Genomic DNA, 20,569 nt, shown 5'->3' with positions numbered 1-20,569 from the left:
GTCTTTTATAGTACAAATCTTAGAATTTTCATTACTTAAAATATACTTGTCCCAATCCCTCTTTACTCGCCCATATCGGAGCTTTTATGCCATCTACACCAATCAGCTTAAATATGAAGAAATGGTGTTCTGCTTTCACCTTAAAAGAAAGGGATTGATTATGATCGATGCGTCCCTTTGTATACTCATACTTCCATCCATCCATCTTTTCTTCTTTCATTCTTTTCTCTATCCCAGGGACTAAATCCACCCTTTTTCCATTGTAATCATATTGAAATCCACCCTTATTTTCTGCGTTTTCTACCATATCAGCAGCAAAGTTATGTGCTTTCACTAACTGTATTCCATACAAAACGCCTTCGGGTAAAAGGCTAATTAATAATAAAGAAAAGGTAAGGAATAGAGCCGTAGTTACTGTATTTTGCATTTTTAATGCACCTACTCTTTTTCTTTATTTTACGTTTCCACCTAATTGTTTTTCTTTTCCATTCGCATCATAAATAATAATACTTCTCGCTTTACTCTTTATCGTTTCTTTTTTTTCATCAAATTGCTTAAAATAACTAGCAGCTTCTGCATCACCTTCGACAGCAATCATTGCTGGTTTTTCCTGTACATCATGTACAGTGAAGTTACGTTTTGAAGCGGGATCTTTAAAATCCGCATTACCGTTATACGCCTTTTCAAACTCTTGTTTCGCTTTTCCTGGATCAATAGCTATTTCTTCTTCTGCACGCAGAGTACCTACTTTTACAGACTTAGCCACAGCTATCTCGCCTCCCCTTTCTAAAGACGATTTATTATCAGTATGTGTTGTATCTCCAATCACCATATCAGTTACAAAGAATAGACAACCTACAAATAACAGCAACATACTTGCTGCAACAATAAACTTTTGCATTCCTCTTCATCCCCCTTAACTTTCAGACTTTCGAAATCGAAATCCACTTAAAATGGAACTTTTTTTTGGATTCAACAATTGATTTGGTAGCAATAACTCTGCTATTCCCTTCATTATTCCTTCTATCTCTTTATAATAGTTGCGACTTGATAGTAACGTACTACTATTCAATTGTGACTCAAACACATCTTCTATTTCATATGGTGGTAAAGCAGTTAATACCTTATCTTCAAAGCATTCTTCTACTATTTCATGCTTTAAAAGTGCAGGAGAAAACTTATTCCCAATGATCCTCACTTTCTCTAAAGCTAAGTAAGAAACGAGCTTTCTCTCTTTTTGTGTAAGAGGATGCGCTATTTTTAGCAATTGATGCAGATCTGGTTCCACTACAAAGAATATGTAATCCGCCATTTCACATATCTCACTGTATAAATCTTTATCCCAATCGCTCCCTGCATCAATAATAGATATAGATGCTTCTTGGTTGGCCAATAAAACCTTAATAAAATGGTCAAAGTCCTGCTCTGTTTCGTTTTTCAGCTCTTGGTCAACTATAGGATTCTTTACGATATAATTTATTCTTCCTTGCTTCCATTTTGGAATTGATAATATATCAGATTCCTTCTGTAGCATCTCTTTATATCTCTGCAACATAAATTCACTACGATAGTTTTCTGGTGCTTCTGTATATCCCTTTAATAACGGATACGTATAACCATCATCATATAAATTCTCTATATAATTCACATCAATCTGTAGTTCATTTAAGTAAGCGGCTAAAAGATGTGAAACAAAAGTGGCACCACTTCTCCTATTCACGTTGGCCACAACAATTGTTCTTCTTGGAATAGCAATACCAATTTGTTTCTCATATACTGGCTCAAAAGCCAATTTATACTGTTTTTTTATAATTGGCGCTTTTGGCGTTTCTTCCTGAATAGACTTACGCTTTTGTTTGTTTTTAAATAATTTTAAAGTAGAGTGTGATTCACTGTTGTTACCTTCCTCTAATTCACTTGATACTTTCTCTTCTTCATCATCAAAAGGAACTTCAGGCAATTTCGTATGTTGCGGTGCTTGACTTGCTCCTACAATTTCCACCACATTTTTAATATCCGATTCCTGTAGCAGCTGCGGGATGACTTTATTATCAATATCAATTTTACGAGAGTTAAAAATGTCATAGATACCTAGATAAATCAGCTTCGCTAAAAATTCATCATTATTTTCACGCTCTGTAAATACTACAATGCGAATATCCCGCTGAAAGCGAATGTCTCTTAACTTCTGTAAAATAATTAATTCTCGCTTATCTTCGTGTCCCGCATCAATATTTAATCGTTTGTCATTAATACATAGAATATCAGGTTGCTCCGTATCTAGAATTTCATCTAAATACTTTATGTGCATAACATCACTATCAGCTACTTCAAATCCTGCACCAACAAAATCCTCACGTAAATATGCCGTATACACAGTATCACTAATAGCTAATACAATCTTTTTCATTATAAAAAACTCCTCTTTGATAGAAAATCACTTTAAAGTAATAGCATGTTTTCAAAAGGCACTTTTGTTGCGTTTTGTATTTTTGTTAATAGTTCGGTGAGAAGCGATTCTATTTCAAATCCATCCAAATTACATGGCATATTATCAATAAGGTTATATTTGACTCTAACCTCTAAACGATCCTCTATTTCTTCTAACGGCATCGCACTAAATAAACTCTGTTCATATATAAATCCATCCTGAAGATTTTTTTGTATTTCTGTCTTGTCTTTGTAAACAATGGTTACTTGTGCTAATTCAATAAAAGGATTATCTAAAGTTAATTTTGTATTCCAGTTTAGACTCCAGATTTCACAGCGGCCATCCGCATGCACAACATTAGCAGCTACAGATGGAGTAATCGTAAATAAACGATCTACTGGAACATTTGTAAAAGTAGTTGTTTTTCCTTCAACTACTTTCAGTCCTCTTTCCTCACGTTCATGCTCAAGCGAAATTTCCGCACCAAACAATGCAATTTCACAAAATACTTGTTCCATTATGGGTTTAATGCCTTCATACGTTCGAACAGCAAATACACTAAATTCTTGTGTTTCATCCGTTCGAACTAATTCATAAATGCTAAATTCCGCTGCATTTACAATTGCAAAAGGAATATCTTGTACAAAATTAGGATTTATAAATAGAGAATCCGGAATCACTGTCTCTGGATGTTTGAAAAACTCTAAACCAAGCTGATATCCTTTTAGAAATGCATTCTTAGCAGCAGCTGGGAATAATGTTTCAAATCTTTTGAGATTGCTTTTAAATTGCTTCTCTTCGACCTCGTTATTAAATTCTCTATCTTGTAAAATGTTTACACGATCAGCAAGCAGTAAAAAATAGTAGTTAATAAGAGAATTAATTCTCTCCTCAAAAACTTGATTATCTTTACAATATTTATCAAATCTTCTTTTACTTTCACTAATAATTTCATTCATTCTTTAATACTCTCCTTATCATTTTCTAGTTATTAAATAAAAAAAGACACACCAATGGCAGGTATATGCCCTCGGTGTGTCCGTTTAGCAAGAATTAAATATCTCTCGATTTGTATATTAATTTTAAACAATAAAACTTATGTATAAGATTATCTATATAATATCTAAATGTCAATACTACTTCGCAATTATTAAATAAACTCACAAAAATAATGCTTCTAATTGATTAACCTTTTCTTTTTTGCATATGTCATTTAATAACCTAATTCAGGTAATACTATTAGTATATCTAAGTATAGGATTTTCATAACAAAATTTCGATTTTTTTATTTACAACTAAATTTCAAAAGTAAAAAACATTCATTTAATATATTCCTTACCTTAGAGAACTTTAAATATAAAACAATCTTTATATTACTCATAGCATAACTAACAGCAAAGGACTAAAGCATATTAATGTTATGTAAACAATAAAGCGACACAAACTCGTTCGGTTGATATTAACATATCAACTGACATTGACATGAAATTTCATATTGAGAGATGAATACAAGTTAAACTAACCATCCAGTTCATACCTAAGCCAATTTATTAATTACATATTTCGCAAACAAAAATTATAAAATTGCTTTTAAGTTCCTATTTTAGTTATTAGACAAAAAGCACGCTAATAATGAATATACATCCATAACATATTTTTCTTGTAACAATTAAAATGACTTTTAGTTAATATATACTTATATTGGAATGATACACAAAATCATTTCTTCTACTCAAATACTATAAAAACTACAATCTATAATTATAGATTGTAAAGATATTAGCTGCACTTTTTTTATCATAGAAAAGAACTCATACTTATAGTATGCCCAAATAAATAAGTCGTATACCTAAGTATTACAACTGCTATTTATAACCAAAACTCCCAATATGCTACACCGTTCTTTTTATAAACCTCCTTGATCAAGAAGGTTTCAAAGAAAGTCTATCTCCATTTAATTTTTAACACAATTTGAAGTACACAACCCAAAATTGTTAATGTCATATAAACAATTAACCAACACTAATACCCTCGAATGAAATCAACATATCAATTGACATTGATATGAAAGGAAATAAAAATGTACAGATGTTAATTTCATATTGATATTTTATGTGTTATATCAATCCGATGATACTCAGATATAAATTAACGTAAAACCAATTAGTAGATCTACATTTATTATCATTAGTTACTGGAATGTAATAACTAACAAACCAGCGCATGCTATATTTTATTACTAATTACTTTTATTAACTTTCTAATGGGTATTTAAGTCATAAACACCCATTAGAATAACTAGTATCTCTAAATGTAAATGGCAGTTTTCTATTTCTGATCAACATGACATTAACAATTAGGATGATTTATCCTTTGTTTGGGTGTTTTTTTGTTAATGTCGTATTAATCTCATAGCAATACCTCATTTTATGTCAATGTTATCTTTATGGATATTCGAAGTATGCTTATCTAATTTTCGTTAACATATCAATCTCATTGTCTTGTTTATGATCTTATTAATATATGTAAACATACACCAGAAATCGGATATCTACAAAATACATCACTTGGACTATTCTAGTATTCTAAGTCGAACCTTAGTATCTTAAAAACTTCCTCAAAATTATCTATAAAATCCTTCGTTTATGGTTCACATTTCATGTTAAAAGGTAATCTTTTTAGATCAGCATGTATACAAAGGGTTGATCTATATCTATTATAGTTAACAAAACATTAACAATAGGTGTTCGTATGTTATTAGTAGGTGGTTGTAGTATTGATTTCATGTCAATGTCATGTTTCATGTTAATGTCAACTCACAGGCTCAATCTGTTCTTTAATACTGATAAAGATCATTTTGTTGATACTGACTACATAAATTTCTATCATGACATGCAATATACAACTTAAATTGTACATTCTATACTAAATTAATATACATAAATAGATCCTAACTTGTATGTAGCAAGTAAATAGGGAGTAGGACGAATCTCTTCGAAGCATTATGATTGTACTCCTATATCCTTAAATACCGTTTTGTTTATTGAACAATACTAACTCTACATTAATATTATTTACTTTTTGCTAGCTTTTATACGTGATAATTAGATTTTGAGCGTTACTTTGTGTATTTTCCGTTATATAACCGGATTATATCCTTATAACTTATTTACAAAATAGCTTTATTTCCTTATCATTAATATTAAGTAGCCTAATTTGTTAATCTCATAGCAACTATCAGTAGCGCTACTACAATAATATATATATTCCCATTAACAAAACATTACCAATTATATATTTCAAATTGGTAATAAAGTTACTGATTCACCGAATTCTACGCTAAACATCAATGTTTTGTTAACAAGTATATGTTTACATGTTAATTCTATATTTCATGTAATTCACTGGATTGGTAGGGATTTTTACAAATATTATCGAAATACTAGCTAACATGTTAATCTCAGCTCACATGTTAATTATAATTAGTTATTTATGAGTTGATTTTTGAGGAGGTAGTTACAATGATTGAGCAAAAAAATGAAAAACAAGACCATCAAATTAACGATGATGATATATTAGATGATAATGTTTTCGAAAAAGCATGGCGAATAACAGAATTCTCAAAACTAGTAGGACGTCATCATAATACAGTTTATAATTGGTTCAATATCCTAGAAGAAAAGGGACTTCATGAAACTTTAAGAACTCAAAATACAAATGAAAAACTCTATAATGCTTTAGATCTTGAAATTGCTCTATTTATAAAGCAGAAAAGGGATGAGAAATGGTCTCTAGATGCAATTATTGACCTTTTACCACACCAATTTGATTTAAGACCAGTTTCACCAGAACATCAAACAAATGAGGTATCCACTGAATTAAACCTTCAAGCTACTGCTGAAATTATTGAAAAAATGGTAACTAAACAGTTAGAAGAAAAAATAAAACATATTGAATCTCATTATGAAGAGAGGGTAGAAAGTATATTAAAGCAGTTACCACAACCAGAAGATGTAGAAACGCTAAAATTACGCCAACGCCAAGATAGGCTTGATAATTTTATTATTGAGCATAGGGCACGTCAGGAATTAAGAAAACAAGCAGAGAGCTTATGGAATAACAAACCTGAGGAAGAGCGCACTAGAAAAGCAGGCTGGTTTAAAAAAGAGGAAGACTTGAGTAAAAAACAACTCTTCATAGAGCAGTACATACAAGATAATATTATTGAGTATATAAAATCTCTTATGGATTCAGTGGAATAATAAAAAAGTCTGGAACTTAGTCCAGACTTTTTTATTATTTTGTAGTACCAAACATCTTATCTGGATCTAGAAAATCTGCTAGATCTTCATCTTCATTTGCTCCAGCATTATTATTTTCTTCGTCACTACCCATATCAATAAAATCTCCAAATACAAAACCTAAATCCTCATCCTCATCTATACTTTCAATCGTACTAATTTGAGACTTTTTATACTGAATTTGGCTTTGTCTTTCTTTAAATTCATTAAATTCTTCAACTAAACCTTTAGATAATCTCGATGGTAATGCATCGGTTTTATAGAAGGTATATACAGTTCCTAAGAAATCATTCTTACTTACCAAATATCCATTAAAAACTGTACCATTTATAGGTAAATTATTTGAAACTTCTACCTTAGCGTCATCCATAAAGGAATCATTAATATTCTTTTGCTCATCTAGGATAGCAAGCATACCAAAATGATGTACTTTTGATGCTTCAACAGAACCATCATCGTTCTTCTTCATCAAATCAATCGGGGGATGGAAAGAGCTTCCTCTTAATGATTCTTGGAACATTTCTATAATTGCATGGCTATTTTCTATTTGATTCATATTACGTGAAACCTTATTAATTACTAAACAGCCCGTTTTCTCAAGTAAAATACGTTTAAAATCTTGAGAATCCAGTATTACAGATGTACCAGATCCATTAGCAGCGGTATTTAACTCATGAATAATTTCACTAATACGTTGATTTGCATAATCTCGTGAATTAGCGATACCTTTTTTCTCATTTTCATTCAATTCCTTAAATTCATCGTAAAAATGCTGGTTATCAGCAAACACAACAAATGCTACACCTTTTGATTTATCATTTGCTAATTTCCAAATTTCCTGTGAAAATTTATTTACTTGTCGTAATACATCAGGCCCATCTGCTCGGACGGGAAGAGTTACAACAATCCCCATTTTAATAAAGTCTTTGCGCTCAATAGCATTTTCAAAGGCTATTCTCGCAAACTTCGCTTGATTCGCCTTGATTTCAGACATTGGATATAGCTGCGCAACTTTTTGTAATTCTTGTCTGATTACTGGCTTGTTATGAAAAGCCGAAAATTCTTCAATAGCCTTAATGATTGTAGAAGTTCCAGTTCCTCCACCTAAACCTGCAAAAAATAAAACAAGTTCATCCGAAGGTCTTACTCGTTCAGTAATAAATTCTTTTAGCTTTTCTTTTGCTTCCTCATTTGAATCAAGGACTTTTACTGCACGCTCAGGATTCTTACCTAAACCACCTAATTTCAGTGAAACTTGATTACTTTTGGGTACATTTTTTAATTCAGCTAGATCTCCATCATTACTGTTTAGTGCTAAGCAATTATATACTGCTGTACCATCTGTATGTGTATATTCCGCAAATTTATCTACCATTCTAGTACCAGCTTGACCAAAACCGACCATCGTCATTTTAACTGCCACTTCATTCTTCAAGAAGTTTTTTGCCATTATTTTATCTCTCCTTATTTATCTTTTTTCTTTTCCCTAACTCAATCAGTACTTGTTGCCCTCTATAAGTTGAGATCAAAAATTTATATGGGTGCATGGTTTTTTCATAGATTAAAGACATTGATGATAGTGTACTCACACTTATTTCAGCTGAACGTCTAGATATATTCGTACGTTCAACCTCTAAAGAATAGGATTTTCCCTTTTTTTTCTTTACTCTCCTATCAATAACTACATTTTCCACTATTTCATTAATAGATATGCCCCTCATGTACTTCGTCTCTTGAAATTGTTTATTTACTATGTTTCCTATGTATAGAAATACACTATAGAGTATCTCATCTTGTTCAAGTATATCAGCAAACATGTTTACTACTTCATCTGCAAACTTGATTGTTTGATATTTTTCACTTAAAACTTCGTTCAAGTCGTCCCCCCCTTAAAACACTGGTTAATTATTCCTAGAAACATAGTACATCATTACACGTCGTATATCAAGTCATTATAAATAAAACTTATATACAGGACTTGTATATAAGACTTATAAAATTAAAAATAGAATTAATATATATTTTATAAGGGTTTATGTATACGCCTTATATATAATGCGTATACATGTTATATCAATCTTAAATTTCATGTGATTGACATTTCAAAAAAGATTATTAAAAAAACCAAATCAAAATTCTAAAAAACAGATAAAAAACCACCAATTTTTTTAGCATAAAAATTCCAGAAAAACTTATACACCTTATATATAAGCTTTACATATAAAATGTATAAAATAATGCTTTTATATCGTAGTTAAATCAAAAAAACAAATTATCTAGTTTACATACAAGTTTTATATAAGACCCTTATATAAAACTTGTATGTAAACTGTATTTATAAAGCTTATATAATTCAACTAAACTTTTTTTAATATTCCAACAATAAATATTGTTCGAGTATATTTATATTACTAGGGAGATTTCAAGACATTCTTATAGCAATTCACACTAAGTTTTTCTTTGTTACCTAGCTGTTTTAACGGGATTTATCACTTATAAGACCGCTCATTGTTAATGTTATGTTAATGTACTGTTCTTCACTTAGTACTTGTTAGTTCACATTATTATATATGTTATAAGAAAAATCATCCTCTTTTCCTCATTTGAATTCAATTCCTTGTCAATTTCATTCATTCCTCAAAAGCCAGTAGAAGAGGTTGTTAATTTCATATGAACAGCATCAATACCCTTGATATTCAACATATTAAAAAGGGAGTACTAGGATAAATCAACTTTGACATTCTAAAAGTAGTAGGCTAACAACCACATCTCTATTATAAAAAAGATACATTTGTTCAAACTAGATTATTAAAAGTGAAATCTCATCTTATTAACATCAAAGTGATACTTACATTATAATAAATTTTTTTGTAATGCAGGAGGAATGATGATAGCAATTACAACCTCACATAAAATTAACAACTGTTCAATTTTATTATTTCAGTTAAGATAACTCCTTGTTTAACGAAGAAAAAGTGAAGGTAATTCAATTGACTAAAACCAATATGTTAAGTATCTATAGACATATTGTTAACTTATTTATGATTTGGTATAAACAATTAATATTATTTGTCTAAGTGAATTTATGATTCTATACAAGAAAAAAACATAAAAGAAAAAGTTGGAATTTTACATTGAGCAAATAGTAGAAGTTGAAAAGAGCGTTTCATCACTAATAAAAAGTTGAATTTCGAATTAAGGATAGAAAAAATTATTCTTTATTATCAATAAACCTTTTTATAAATCTTGAATAATTTTAATCAATTAAAATAGTAGTTTGGCTATCTAATAAATGTTAGGACGTCATAACATTATTTTATAAATAGAATTTCATTATAACTATTGTTAGGTATCTAGTAGTAGCTCGTCCTAACAAAACAAACGATTTAATAGAGCCTTATAAATCAATAATTTATAAGAGATTTATAAGAGTAGTTTTCATCTCAACTTCAACGTACAAAATGAAGTACCTCTAAAAATTAAAATGTCTTATTAATTTTTTCAGGTTTTACAACCACCACATCAATGTAATAGTATATTAAAAATAATAAGTATTTAATTTAGTTTAATTCAATATAAGAGGTGTATGCATTGTCCGAGAAAGTGTATAAATATAGAAGATCAGGTACCCAAAAACATTTTCACTTAAAAGAAGCTGACATATTTGTCTTTACAGTTTTATATTACAAAAGAGCACTTACAACAAGGCAAATCACGCAGTTATATAGTGCATTTGAGGGAAGAGAATGTTCTGAAGCTAGCATATTTACAAAGCTTGACCGGTACTCACAATATGGAGCTATGTTAACTAAAAGAATAGATAAAAGGGCTGACAGTATTACGAAACGCGCTTTATTCTCCTTAAAAGAAAAGACAATTGAATTCTTATTGGAAATAGGAAGAATTCCCAAAAAAAGTTCAAAAAGACGGTACTCAAGAACAACTTCTCTTCACACTATGTGTTCACGTGAAGTCATGATCCGTACTCTTTTAGCGACTACAAAGAAGACACAAACCAATGAAGTATTATATGAATTGGATATTCGTTCTTTTTACCAGAAAAAAAATATAAAAATTGAGGACAACCAATTGGCCTTGATTCCTGATGAACATATTTCATACCAAGATAAAAATATCCATATTGAGATGGACATGTGCAAAGAGACAAATTCTATCTTAGTTGAAAAAGTAGAGAAGTACATAGAATATGCAAAAAAAACAAATGAGGATGTAACGGTTGTCTTTGTTATGTACGACAAATCAATGTTCCTTGCTGAAGATGCAGAACCGCCATACATACGTATGAAAAATCTATTATTTTCTATGCGGAAGCATCATGAATTATTAATGAATATACCAAATCTAAATGTACACATTTGCTCATTGAAAGATGCTGGGGATGTTATTTCAGATATCATTCTAGGAACAAATGATAATCAAAACTTGGAACAAGATATTCTTTTTCCTTTATCTCAACGTACAGTAGGAGATGTCAATTGGCGTTACACTTTTGTCGAAAAAATTCAAACGTTTAAAGAATCAATAGATGGTGGCCTTCGACGCACATACAAGAGAGATAAAGCTTCTATTCAAGATTTCTTTTTTATTTTTGGAAATGAAAATGATTACCGAATGATTGCAAGATTAGATGATGTCGTGTTTTCAAGAAGGGATGGAGATGAAGGCGTTCCGCTTGTAGTTATCTATCCTAAACGTGAAAATCCTAGAGATATTCTACTGATGGACACTTATGATAATGTACTACTTCTATCCATTCAAAATACAAATATAGCAACCGATGAACAGATCATGGTACATGCTGCAAATAACGTTAATCCGAAAAGACGTAAACTTGTAGAATTATATTAATCGTTTATTTTTTATATGTTTTTATATGTTTTTATATGTTTTTATATAACTTTATTGATTTTTATTATTTAAGGTGATAGAATAACGTTTGAACTAAACACTCAAAACTACAATCAAATCAGAACATATGAAATTAAGGCAAGCGACACACGCTGTTTTTACAGTGGGTGTCGCTTGCCTTTTTTTGTATGGAGAAAGGTGGAAGTGGAAAATGACAATGAACTTACAATTTGCAACAACTACTGGGGGAGTGCTCTCAGCAAGAGAAGCATTTAAAACTCCAGAACTAGTCCTTAAACATATTACAGAAGGGGGAGCTAAATTTTGCGTTTCCCTACAAGATATCAAAATTCCAGGGAAACCTAATTATTATTGGTACGATGTAATAATTGAAACTGCGGCGAATAACAAACTAGAGATAAATATTGCAGTACTTTCTCAAGAAGAATATAACCAATTGTGTGAAGGAGATAGTATTGACTTATATTTAAAACAAACTGAAGATGCAGCGAAGTTCTTTCTAAAAAAATCAAAGGAACAATTCAAGCCAGAACTTCATAATCGTTTTACATTACACCATAAAGCTCAACTATGTCTTTAAAAAGTAGGTGAACCCTTATGGAGACATCTAAGCAAAGATTACCATTATACACTACAATCGCCTTAATTAGCGGATTTATCCTTTCATTTGGATTTGGTGTAGTAAACTATATCCAGTTACTCTACTATGCATTTGAACCACCGTCTTATCCTATAGAAATTACATATGTACCACTATTTTTAATGTTCTTCTCTTTGCTATTAGGAGAATTTAGTTTTAGGTTCTACAGCCGTATCCCAGCTTTACAATTTCAAAATGGCAAGTTATTAATTTTAATTGCTTCTCATATTGCAGTAGATATTCAGTTTTTATGGTTTGCAACTACTCCTATCCATGCGAAAGTTATTCCTTATCTTATGAATAAAGCAAAACATGTTAATTTTGGTGAATATCAAGCAATAGGGGATGTATTAACAGGAAATTTCCATACACTCACCATGATATTTGTATTCTTACCGACCGTATTTATGATTTTGTTTACTCTTTGGTATAGTGGCCATATTATCCGTTACAGAGAAGAAATCTTAAAGTGGGTACAAAAATACGAATATAAAAATCATAAGTTGCAAAAGTGGTTTAATAGCCAAGAGGAACAAATATATCCTGATGTTGAGATAGGTCCTCATATTAAGCACAAAGAAATGATTCGAATTAAGGGGAAAGATAGAACCCTAAATGGAATTATTATTGGTCCTATTGGTTCTGGTAAGACATCTAGTTTAATTATTCCAATGATTAATCAAGATTTACACTGGATGGTACGTTTTATAAATAAGTTTGAAAATACGTATAAAAAGAATAATTATGATACAGAAGAAGTAAAAGGAACATTTTTAAATGGGATAACTGTTATTGAACCGAGTAATGATTTATGTCAAAAGGTATTTAAATTAGTACAAGCACACAAGATTCCTGAAAGTTCAATTTATTATATTGATCCCACAAACCCTGATACCAAAAACATTAATATTTTACGTGGACCAGTTGATAAAGTAGCCGAGGTTTTTGCAATGGTTATCCAGGGTTTGTCGGAATCTAATAATGCATTCTTTGAACAAGCACAACGGAACCACCTTAAGCAACATATTTATTTATTAAAACTACATAACCCACAAAAAGATGTGACCTTTGATGACTTAATAGATATGTACGACGATGTAGAACGTGTACACCGTATGCACAAACTATTAAAAGTACAGGTAGAAAAACTATATGATTTTGTTCAAAGTGGTGTTGCTTCACGTGACCAAAAAAACGAATATAAGATTATAAAAGGTATCGATGAATGGTTCGATAATACCATTCGTGAAAAAACAGGTTTCCATGGGGAACCTGCCGTTTATAAATCTGGAAAATATCGTGGAAAACCAATGCATTATGACCGGGAAGAAGAATATGTAAAAGGTTTGCGTAACATCTTAAAAGATTTAGCCTCAAATGTTTTAATACGACGTGTTTTATTTGGAAAATCAGATTTTGATTTTGATGTTCACTTAGAGCAAGGTGGTATTTTACTAGTAAATACAGCCAAAGGAGAACTTGCAGATCTTTCTAATGTACTAGGAAAATTCGTATTACTAAGTATGCAAAATGCTGTATTCCGAAGAGAACCAAATATTTCACCATACCATCATATTATTGTGGATGAATTCCCTGATTATGTTGTGCGCCCGTTCAAAGAGTTCCCTGCACAATCTCGTAAATATAAAGTCATTCTGACAATTGCAAGTCAAACACTATCTCAATTAGCTTTAGATTTCACAGAGCAGTATATGTTTACTTTATTAGGTTCGTTCCGTAACAAGATGATATTTGGTGATGTAACACCATATGATGCGAAAATTTTCTCTGACATGTTTGGTGAAACAGAGGAATTTAAAGAATCCGAATCTGAACAAGGGATCTCTCCTATGCAAGAGAACCCCGTTAGTCGCTTAGGTTCGACATATCAAAAATTAAAAGAAGTCGTTATGTCACCAGGAGATATCATGGCACAAGGTGCCTTCATTTGTGCTGCACGTATTGTACAAGACAATCATGTACAACCTGTACAACAAATTACTAGTAACTTTGTACCCAAAGAGGAATTTGCTCAAGCAATCATTCAAGTAGAGCTTAAGTCTGGACAATATTGGGAAACTGAACGTCTACGACTCATTGAAGAATCTATCGCAAAATCAAATCCTATGAAACATGTAGATGCAAATAATATAAAACAGATAGAATCATTTCCACCTATGCATGGTGATAAAATAGGACAAAATCAGTCCATAGAAACAAACAATAATAGTACATCGATATTATTAAAGGGCTCTCAAATCAATACTACTCCTTCATCTAATACAGATTTAGATAATACAACTTCACGAGGAGAGAGCATTCCAAACGAAGACATAGAAGCCAAGCAAGAGGAAACAAGCTTCTTTAAAGATATCCTATACGATGATGTAGTATCCTTTGTTAAGGAATCAGGGACTGCTTCTATAAATGCACTACAGAACGCATTTAAAATCGATTATACACGTGCTTCAAGATTACAAGATGCCTTACAACGGAATGACGAGCTGCCGAATATAACAAAGGAGACACATATGGAACTTGTAAGTCCTAAAAAAAATATGGAGCTAGCAGAACGGAAGAAAGAGGTATCTAATACTATGTTGGAACCAAAAAGGGATATAGATTACCCAATTCATTTAGGAATTCCTGTAGAAACTCATCCATTGCAAAAAAAGCTTCTAACAGAGGGACTTATAACCACAGTATTAGAGGAAACAAAAACAGATATGAAAACTAATTTGAAACCAGCTACAAAAACAGTTAATCCCACTAAAGAAAATAAACTTGATGAAGAGGTTGCAAAAGTTTACGAATCTATTAGCATTACTGTTCATCAAAACTTAGAAAAGAATATGGTAGAGAACACTAGAAATAATGAAGAGCAGCATGAAGATAAACATATCGACTATAAAGAACGCAAAAAAAACTTAAAAGCCAAACAAAAGAATACGTATAACAATACAAATTCACTACTTAATAAAAACCAGCAACAAAAGAAAAATACATCTAATGTAATGAGTAAGGAATTAGATGATTTTTTTGATTAATACCTATAGAAACCTAAAATAACTTTTTATTCAAGATTATATTTTTAGGGAAAATCTAACTTAAATTAGGAAGAAAGGTTAGATATAGTATTTTAACTTTTCCCTTTTCAAAAAATAATACTTGCACAAATTACATAAAAACGTTATATTTTAATTAATAATTATACAAATAAAACATGACTTACGTGAAGGACACACCTTACGTACCATTCCAACGGTACAGGTGTGTCCTTTTTTACGTTCTAGGAGGAAAATATAATGGTTGAAGATAAGGTAAATACTCATATTACAAAAGAACTAGGGATGGCATTTGAATCGGATAACACGCTAGAGGACATCTTTATAGAATCAACTTTCAATCAATTTGAAAGAATACGTGAATATGAATTAGAAGAATTAGCTCGTATGAAACGTGAACGTACTGTAGGGAAAGGCTTAATTACCATAGTATCTGAAAAATTATTCCCAACTAAAAACGGGACATCTGAGCGGATACAAGTGCTCACAATGCAAATTGGTACTCATACAACAGCATATTGTCCACTTACAGAGGCAGGTATAAATATTCCTAAAAATCCTCAATGGCTGATAGGTAAAACAAAACCCGTTATTATTGAGCATTTCCAAAGAACTGAGGAAGGGAACTTTGCTGTTGTATCTATCACTGCAGGAGAACTTGCACTGCAAAGAAAATTATATGAAGAAATAGTAGAGCAAGAGGGGAATAAAGTATACACAGGAACAGTTTCTGGACATATTCCATCTGCACAAACTATTCTGGTTGAAGTTCATGGTGTAACAGTAGGAGTAAGATACTCGCAATGGTCTCATTCATTCGTTCGTTCGGCGGATATTATTATTGGCGATGTTGTAGAGCTTATCATCGATAAAGTAGTGGAAAAGGATGGGCGCTATGAGTTTAGAGGAAATAAAAAGAAACTTGAAACGGATCCAATGGAAAAACTATTAGAATTAAACAAACGACGTGACCGCTTTGTAGGTAAAATTGTAGGTGTAGATGCTATTGCTGGGATTTTCGTAGAAGTTGCACCAGGTATTCAGTTTAAAGGGCTAAAGGGTCGTAATCTGGCAAATCCAACTGTGGATGACGCAGTAAACCAAACAATTGTTACATGTGAGCTGCTTAATATTGATGCTAAAAATAGAAGAGGAACTGTACGTATCCTAAATTATCCGCAAGGCCAAAGTAAAAAATCTAATTCGTCAATTTACCAATTTTAATGGATGATTATGCGTACAATAGAGAAACAAATGTCTACTTATATTCCTTCTATTCCTCATTTATCAAGTGAGGATATACAAGGACTTCAAATATATCGGATACATGATTTGGATAAAACCTATGTATTCCACTCTTATGACGAATTAGTTAAGTTTAAGCAGCTTTTAACAGAGGAACAATATGCTATACTCAATTTTATTGGTGTTCATACATCCGTTCGGTTTAATCATTTATTATATCTATTCAAGAATAAATTTTCGCGGAAGAGAATTAACAATGCACTTCAAGGATTACTTTACTATCAATTTATCGAAAAATGGCAAGTAGAAATTTTTGATATGGAAATCTTTGAAGAAACATATACCTTATCCAATAATGGATTTAAACTACTAAAATACTGGCAAGGAAATATGTTCTTCTTTGCCCCAGAGCGTCTTGACAATCATGGTAAATATGTTCACCTGCGTTATTGGCATGACATAGACCTACTTTGTCATTTACGCTACGCTCCTTCATTTTTAGGTCATATTATGCATCCATCTATTAGTAAAGGGGTTTTTACCCCTTCTTTAAGTTTTATAGTAAATGGAGGAAAAGAACGTAAATTTAACTTTGTTGTATACTCCACCTTATTATCTGATCAAAAGGATCGATTAAAACGAATAATTGCTAGATGGCAGACTTTTGTAGAGTCAGGAAAAGATGTTATTATGCAGGACTTAGGGAATAACCCTACAATCTTAGTTATTTATGTTTCTACTAAAAAACAAGCAAAGCAAATTAATAATGAACTATTACTTGATTTAATTCCTGGTAAAGTATTGTTATGCATAGGGGAATCTTTACATTTTCAAGGATTACAACACGCTTTTTATCAACCTCTTGCAGAAGGGGAGATCAAACAATTAGATACAAAGCTATTTATAGAAAACTAAGCCACCATACAAGCTTTCGCTTTAAGGGTGGCTTGTTTATTTTATAATTAGCTTGGAGTATTCAAAAAAACTTAACAAAATTAATAATCCTGTATCTACCTCTATACAAAGCACAGATTTTGCGAAATAATATTCTTTGACACCTGTTAATCAAATAACATTATATACAAATATAGTTATTTTATTGGAGGAATATACAAGAAAGGAGTACTATATTGCTACGTATACAAAGAGGGTACATGTACGATCCTGATGATAATGAGGTAATAGTAAATGAAATTTTCTATGAAGGTACATCAGAAAAAAAGTTAGGCAGTAAAATGGGTGTATTTGATGCAGTTAAAGTACCTGTTGCTATTTTTCAAAAGGTCCAGGAAAACGAAAGTATGACCTATATGGAAAGTGTTGAAGTAGAAGAAATAAATATAAAGGAAATACTTTGTTATTTAGTTCAAAATCAAAAGCCAGAAAAGCTATATTTTGAAATACAGTACATGAAGTAACTCCAGGAACTGAATATAAGAGGGGATTTATAGCAGGGGATTCAGGGGCATTATTATACAATACATGTGGGATCTGCATATAAACTTCCTTCTTATCCCTGTTCTATTGAAAATAATTGAATATAATATAAAAATAGTTTAATATAAATCTATATTTATTGTTTAATTGATTCCGTTTATTCCCACACCCTATGTGTTGTGGTTGAGTTTTAGAAACAAGTTGTATTCTTGTTTCAATTATGAAAGGGCTTCTTTGAGCCGATTAGTGTATATATAGCTTATTTTGATATGCACATTTTAATCGACTTGAAGAAGTCCTTTTTGTGTTGTCTTCGAGTTAGGAATCACTTATACATAAACTTTTAGGACTAAAAGTATGCTAAATGAGAAAACACATATTTTGTGCTTTTTGTTTAATTTAGAGGGGAGATTATATGAATTTTTACAGAGCATAGCATAAAAAAATATGGATAAACGCACATATTTCGTGCTTTTTATTTAGAAAAGAGGATATTTATGATGAAATATGAACATGTAATTACTTTAGATAAGCCAACATTATCAATAGGGGAAATCATTTAAAACTTTCAAAAGAAAAAAATTAATTACCGCGTTAAAAGTTATGAACTTACTATCTATAAAATCAAACCTTTATATTGTTGGAAATTCCAAAATTTTACGATGAAGTAAGATAATAAGTATCCATTCATAATGGCATTCGAAAGAGAAGAAAAAGGGAATCTAAATATGGAAAGTACTTGTTGCAATGCTAAAAGCACGAGGAATCAGAATATGAAACTTGAGAGGAGTTATATAATATGATTACAGTTAATCGAGGATACATGTATGATCCGGAAGATGATGAATTTTTAATTACCGAGATTTATTATGAAGCTGCTACAGATACTAAACTAGGAAGTAAAATGAATAACTTATCTTACTCAGCCATTCCTAATGAGATTAAAGAAAAAATAGAAGCAACTGCTTCATTATCCTATGTGGAAAGCATTGAGATGTCTCAGCCATTAGCTGTCCTATATCAAAATGAAATTAACATGTATGGAAAACCAGAAAAATTATACTTTGAGTATACAAACATTTAAAAAGAAAAAAGACATTGAACGGTTTGTTTCAATGTCTTTTTTCTTTTTAAACTATAGAGGAACAAATGGTTAAGGCTTTGTTTGGCATCCTATAGTGTTTTAGGTGTGTTACACTTATATTTGTAAATTATAATATCAGGTTTGTTTGCTACTATTCGATATATATAACTGGAGGAAAAATTATGGTTTTTTTTAAAGTACTTGTAGATAATTTTCGTATAATCCTTTTATAATGATATATCTATTTATGCCATTCTCACCACGAACCACTAAGGTATTTCTAACAAACTGTATATGGCTCATATTAGGCGATACAAGCTCTTGTAAGGACAACCCATAGTTTACTACTAAATCTATTATAAAAGCGTTTCTATCCATAATAAGAGGGCGATATTTAACTTGTCTTTCTGTTAATCCTTTTGTTGAAAGTATAGTTTGTTTTAATAGTTTTTTTCTGCTTCGATTATAAAATCCTTATCACTTAGTGATTGATCAGGAATTAAGGAGAGGTGAAAACCATATACTGAAGTTTAAACATGTTCAATTTATTTAAGAACCGCCATATTCTGTGTCTTGTTTTCTAGCTCATAGAAATACTCCTAATAATTTTCTTTAGATAGTTCACTCCATGATTTGATATGTAGGAGTTTCTCATTTGCTCTTAGTCACTTATAAAAACCTTTAATATCGTAATTATAACGTTCAACCCTAGATTGTTTACGTCCATTTTCTGCTAAATAAGCAGAAAATGCTTCTAATGCTACTTCTAAACTAATACCCTTGATCATTATAATCACCTAAATTCTTATTATATATTATAACAAAAAATAAGTGAAAGACCTGCTACCGCCCTTTGCTACGCTCGGTTGCTGGCATATCAAAAAGGAAAACGGACAAACAACCCTTTTCCTTTTTGATATGTTGTTTTTTATTTTCAATGAAAAAAAGACAAATCTCGTCCTAATAAGGATTCGTAGATTTGTCCTTTTACATGGGAGTAATGATATGTTTAATTACCATTATTATAACGGGTTTTACAAATATTTTCAATTAGGTCTGACATCTTATTAACAATCATATTAGTAATAATAAAATCTATTATAAATATATATCTTATATATTAAAAAGAAATAAAGACAAAACTTTTATAGGCTATCAAAAATGGGGAAGAGATCAACTCTCACAAGGAAAAATTTAATATTAGAACGTAAAAAATCATAAATAGTAGAAAATGTATCCCTAAATTTAATAATTATTAGAATTTCAATTCTACAAAAAAGCAGAAAGAAAATTATATATTTCTACATAAAATCGGAAAAAAATTGATACAAATCATATTATATTTATTCAACCTTTAAAATAGAGTGTTTTTTCTATATTTTGGTAAATAGGGAGGTGTCCGGGTTTTATTTATCCACATTTTGTTCAGAGAATGTAGCTATTTGTTCACATTACACAGTATTTACACATAACTCA

At 30.9% G+C, this 20,569-nt stretch carries 14 protein-coding genes and 1 pseudogene; 8 read left to right on the top strand and 7 right to left on the bottom strand.

Features of this window, described 5'->3' with window-relative positions; all coding sequences use genetic code 11:
• Nucleotides 1-31: 31 nt before the first annotated feature.
• The 4 genes from N2V92_RS00465 to N2V92_RS00450 are packed head-to-tail and all read right to left on the bottom strand — an operon-like array spanning nt 32 to nt 3,390.
• A complete protein-coding gene (locus tag N2V92_RS00465) occupies nt 32-427 on the bottom strand; it encodes a DUF4320 family protein (protein WP_001181729.1) in 396 nt (131 codons plus the stop codon).
• A 24-nt stretch (nt 428-451) separates the two neighbouring features.
• Nucleotides 452-901 (bottom strand): hypothetical protein, encoded by a 450-nt coding sequence (locus tag N2V92_RS00460; protein WP_097919464.1) that lies wholly within the window; start codon nt 899-901, stop codon nt 452-454.
• Nucleotides 902-916: 15 nt separating this feature from the next.
• Complete coding sequence (locus N2V92_RS00455; RefSeq protein WP_098505511.1) at nt 917-2,410, bottom strand: hypothetical protein; 1,494 nt, start codon at nt 2,408-2,410, stop codon at nt 917-919.
• A 32-nt stretch (nt 2,411-2,442) separates the two neighbouring features.
• On the bottom strand, nt 2,443-3,390 hold the full coding sequence (locus N2V92_RS00450; RefSeq protein ID WP_001002553.1) for a hypothetical protein: 948 nt from the start codon (nt 3,388-3,390) through the stop codon (nt 2,443-2,445).
• A 2,562-nt stretch (nt 3,391-5,952) separates the two neighbouring features.
• On the opposite strand from N2V92_RS00450, the gene N2V92_RS00445 reads away from it, so the two are divergent.
• Complete coding sequence (locus tag N2V92_RS00445; protein WP_000572539.1) at nt 5,953-6,693, top strand: MerR family transcriptional regulator; 741 nt, start codon at nt 5,953-5,955, stop codon at nt 6,691-6,693.
• A gap of 34 nt (nt 6,694-6,727) precedes the next feature.
• On the opposite strand, the gene N2V92_RS00440 is transcribed toward N2V92_RS00445, so the two are convergent.
• Together N2V92_RS00440 and N2V92_RS00435 are read right to left on the bottom strand one after the other, a co-directional pair.
• Entirely contained in the window at nt 6,728-8,182 is a 1,455-nt protein-coding gene (locus N2V92_RS00440; RefSeq protein WP_098505510.1) for a cell division protein FtsZ, read from the bottom strand.
• A gap of 4 nt (nt 8,183-8,186) precedes the next feature.
• A complete protein-coding gene (locus tag N2V92_RS00435; protein WP_001006726.1) occupies nt 8,187-8,609 on the bottom strand; it encodes a hypothetical protein in 423 nt (140 codons plus the stop codon).
• 1,714 nt (nt 8,610-10,323) lie between these two features.
• Here N2V92_RS00435 and N2V92_RS00430 point away from each other — a divergent pair.
• From N2V92_RS00430 to N2V92_RS00400, 7 genes are all read left to right on the top strand, one after another.
• Entirely contained in the window at nt 10,324-11,601 is a 1,278-nt protein-coding gene (locus N2V92_RS00430) for a replication-relaxation family protein (protein WP_001291941.1), read from the top strand.
• Nucleotides 11,602-11,728: 127 nt separating this feature from the next.
• Entirely contained in the window at nt 11,729-12,202 is a 474-nt protein-coding gene (locus tag N2V92_RS00425) for a hypothetical protein (RefSeq protein ID WP_002006391.1), read from the top strand.
• A 17-nt stretch (nt 12,203-12,219) separates the two neighbouring features.
• Nucleotides 12,220-15,309, top strand: coding sequence for a TraM recognition domain-containing protein (locus N2V92_RS00420; RefSeq protein ID WP_074790536.1), 3,090 nt, complete (start codon nt 12,220-12,222; stop codon nt 15,307-15,309).
• A gap of 258 nt (nt 15,310-15,567) precedes the next feature.
• The gene (locus N2V92_RS00415; protein ID WP_016078247.1) at nt 15,568-16,551 is read left to right on the top strand and encodes a hypothetical protein; all 984 of its coding nucleotides are present in this window, start codon (nt 15,568-15,570) and stop codon (nt 16,549-16,551) included.
• 9 nt (nt 16,552-16,560) lie between these two features.
• Nucleotides 16,561-17,487 (top strand): hypothetical protein, encoded by a 927-nt coding sequence (locus tag N2V92_RS00410; protein WP_170264909.1) that lies wholly within the window; start codon nt 16,561-16,563, stop codon nt 17,485-17,487.
• 215 nt (nt 17,488-17,702) lie between these two features.
• Complete coding sequence (locus N2V92_RS00405; RefSeq protein WP_098506809.1) at nt 17,703-17,990, top strand: hypothetical protein; 288 nt, start codon at nt 17,703-17,705, stop codon at nt 17,988-17,990.
• Between the two features lie 818 nt (nt 17,991-18,808).
• Nucleotides 18,809-19,093 (top strand): hypothetical protein, encoded by a 285-nt coding sequence (locus N2V92_RS00400; protein WP_000633825.1) that lies wholly within the window; start codon nt 18,809-18,811, stop codon nt 19,091-19,093.
• A 194-nt stretch (nt 19,094-19,287) separates the two neighbouring features.
• Here the strand turns inward: N2V92_RS00400 and N2V92_RS00395 are convergent.
• A pseudogene (locus N2V92_RS00395) lies at nt 19,288-19,881 on the bottom strand (integrase); the annotation flags it as partial.
• Between the last annotated feature and the right edge of the window lie 688 nt (nt 19,882-20,569).

Source organism: Bacillus sp. CH_48 (assembly GCF_038008465.1).
Lineage (GTDB): Bacteria > Bacillota > Bacilli > Bacillales > Bacillaceae_G > Bacillus_A > Bacillus_A thuringiensis_S.
Note: the sequence above shows the minus strand (reverse complement) of the source record. Positions and strands in the feature narration are given on the sequence as shown.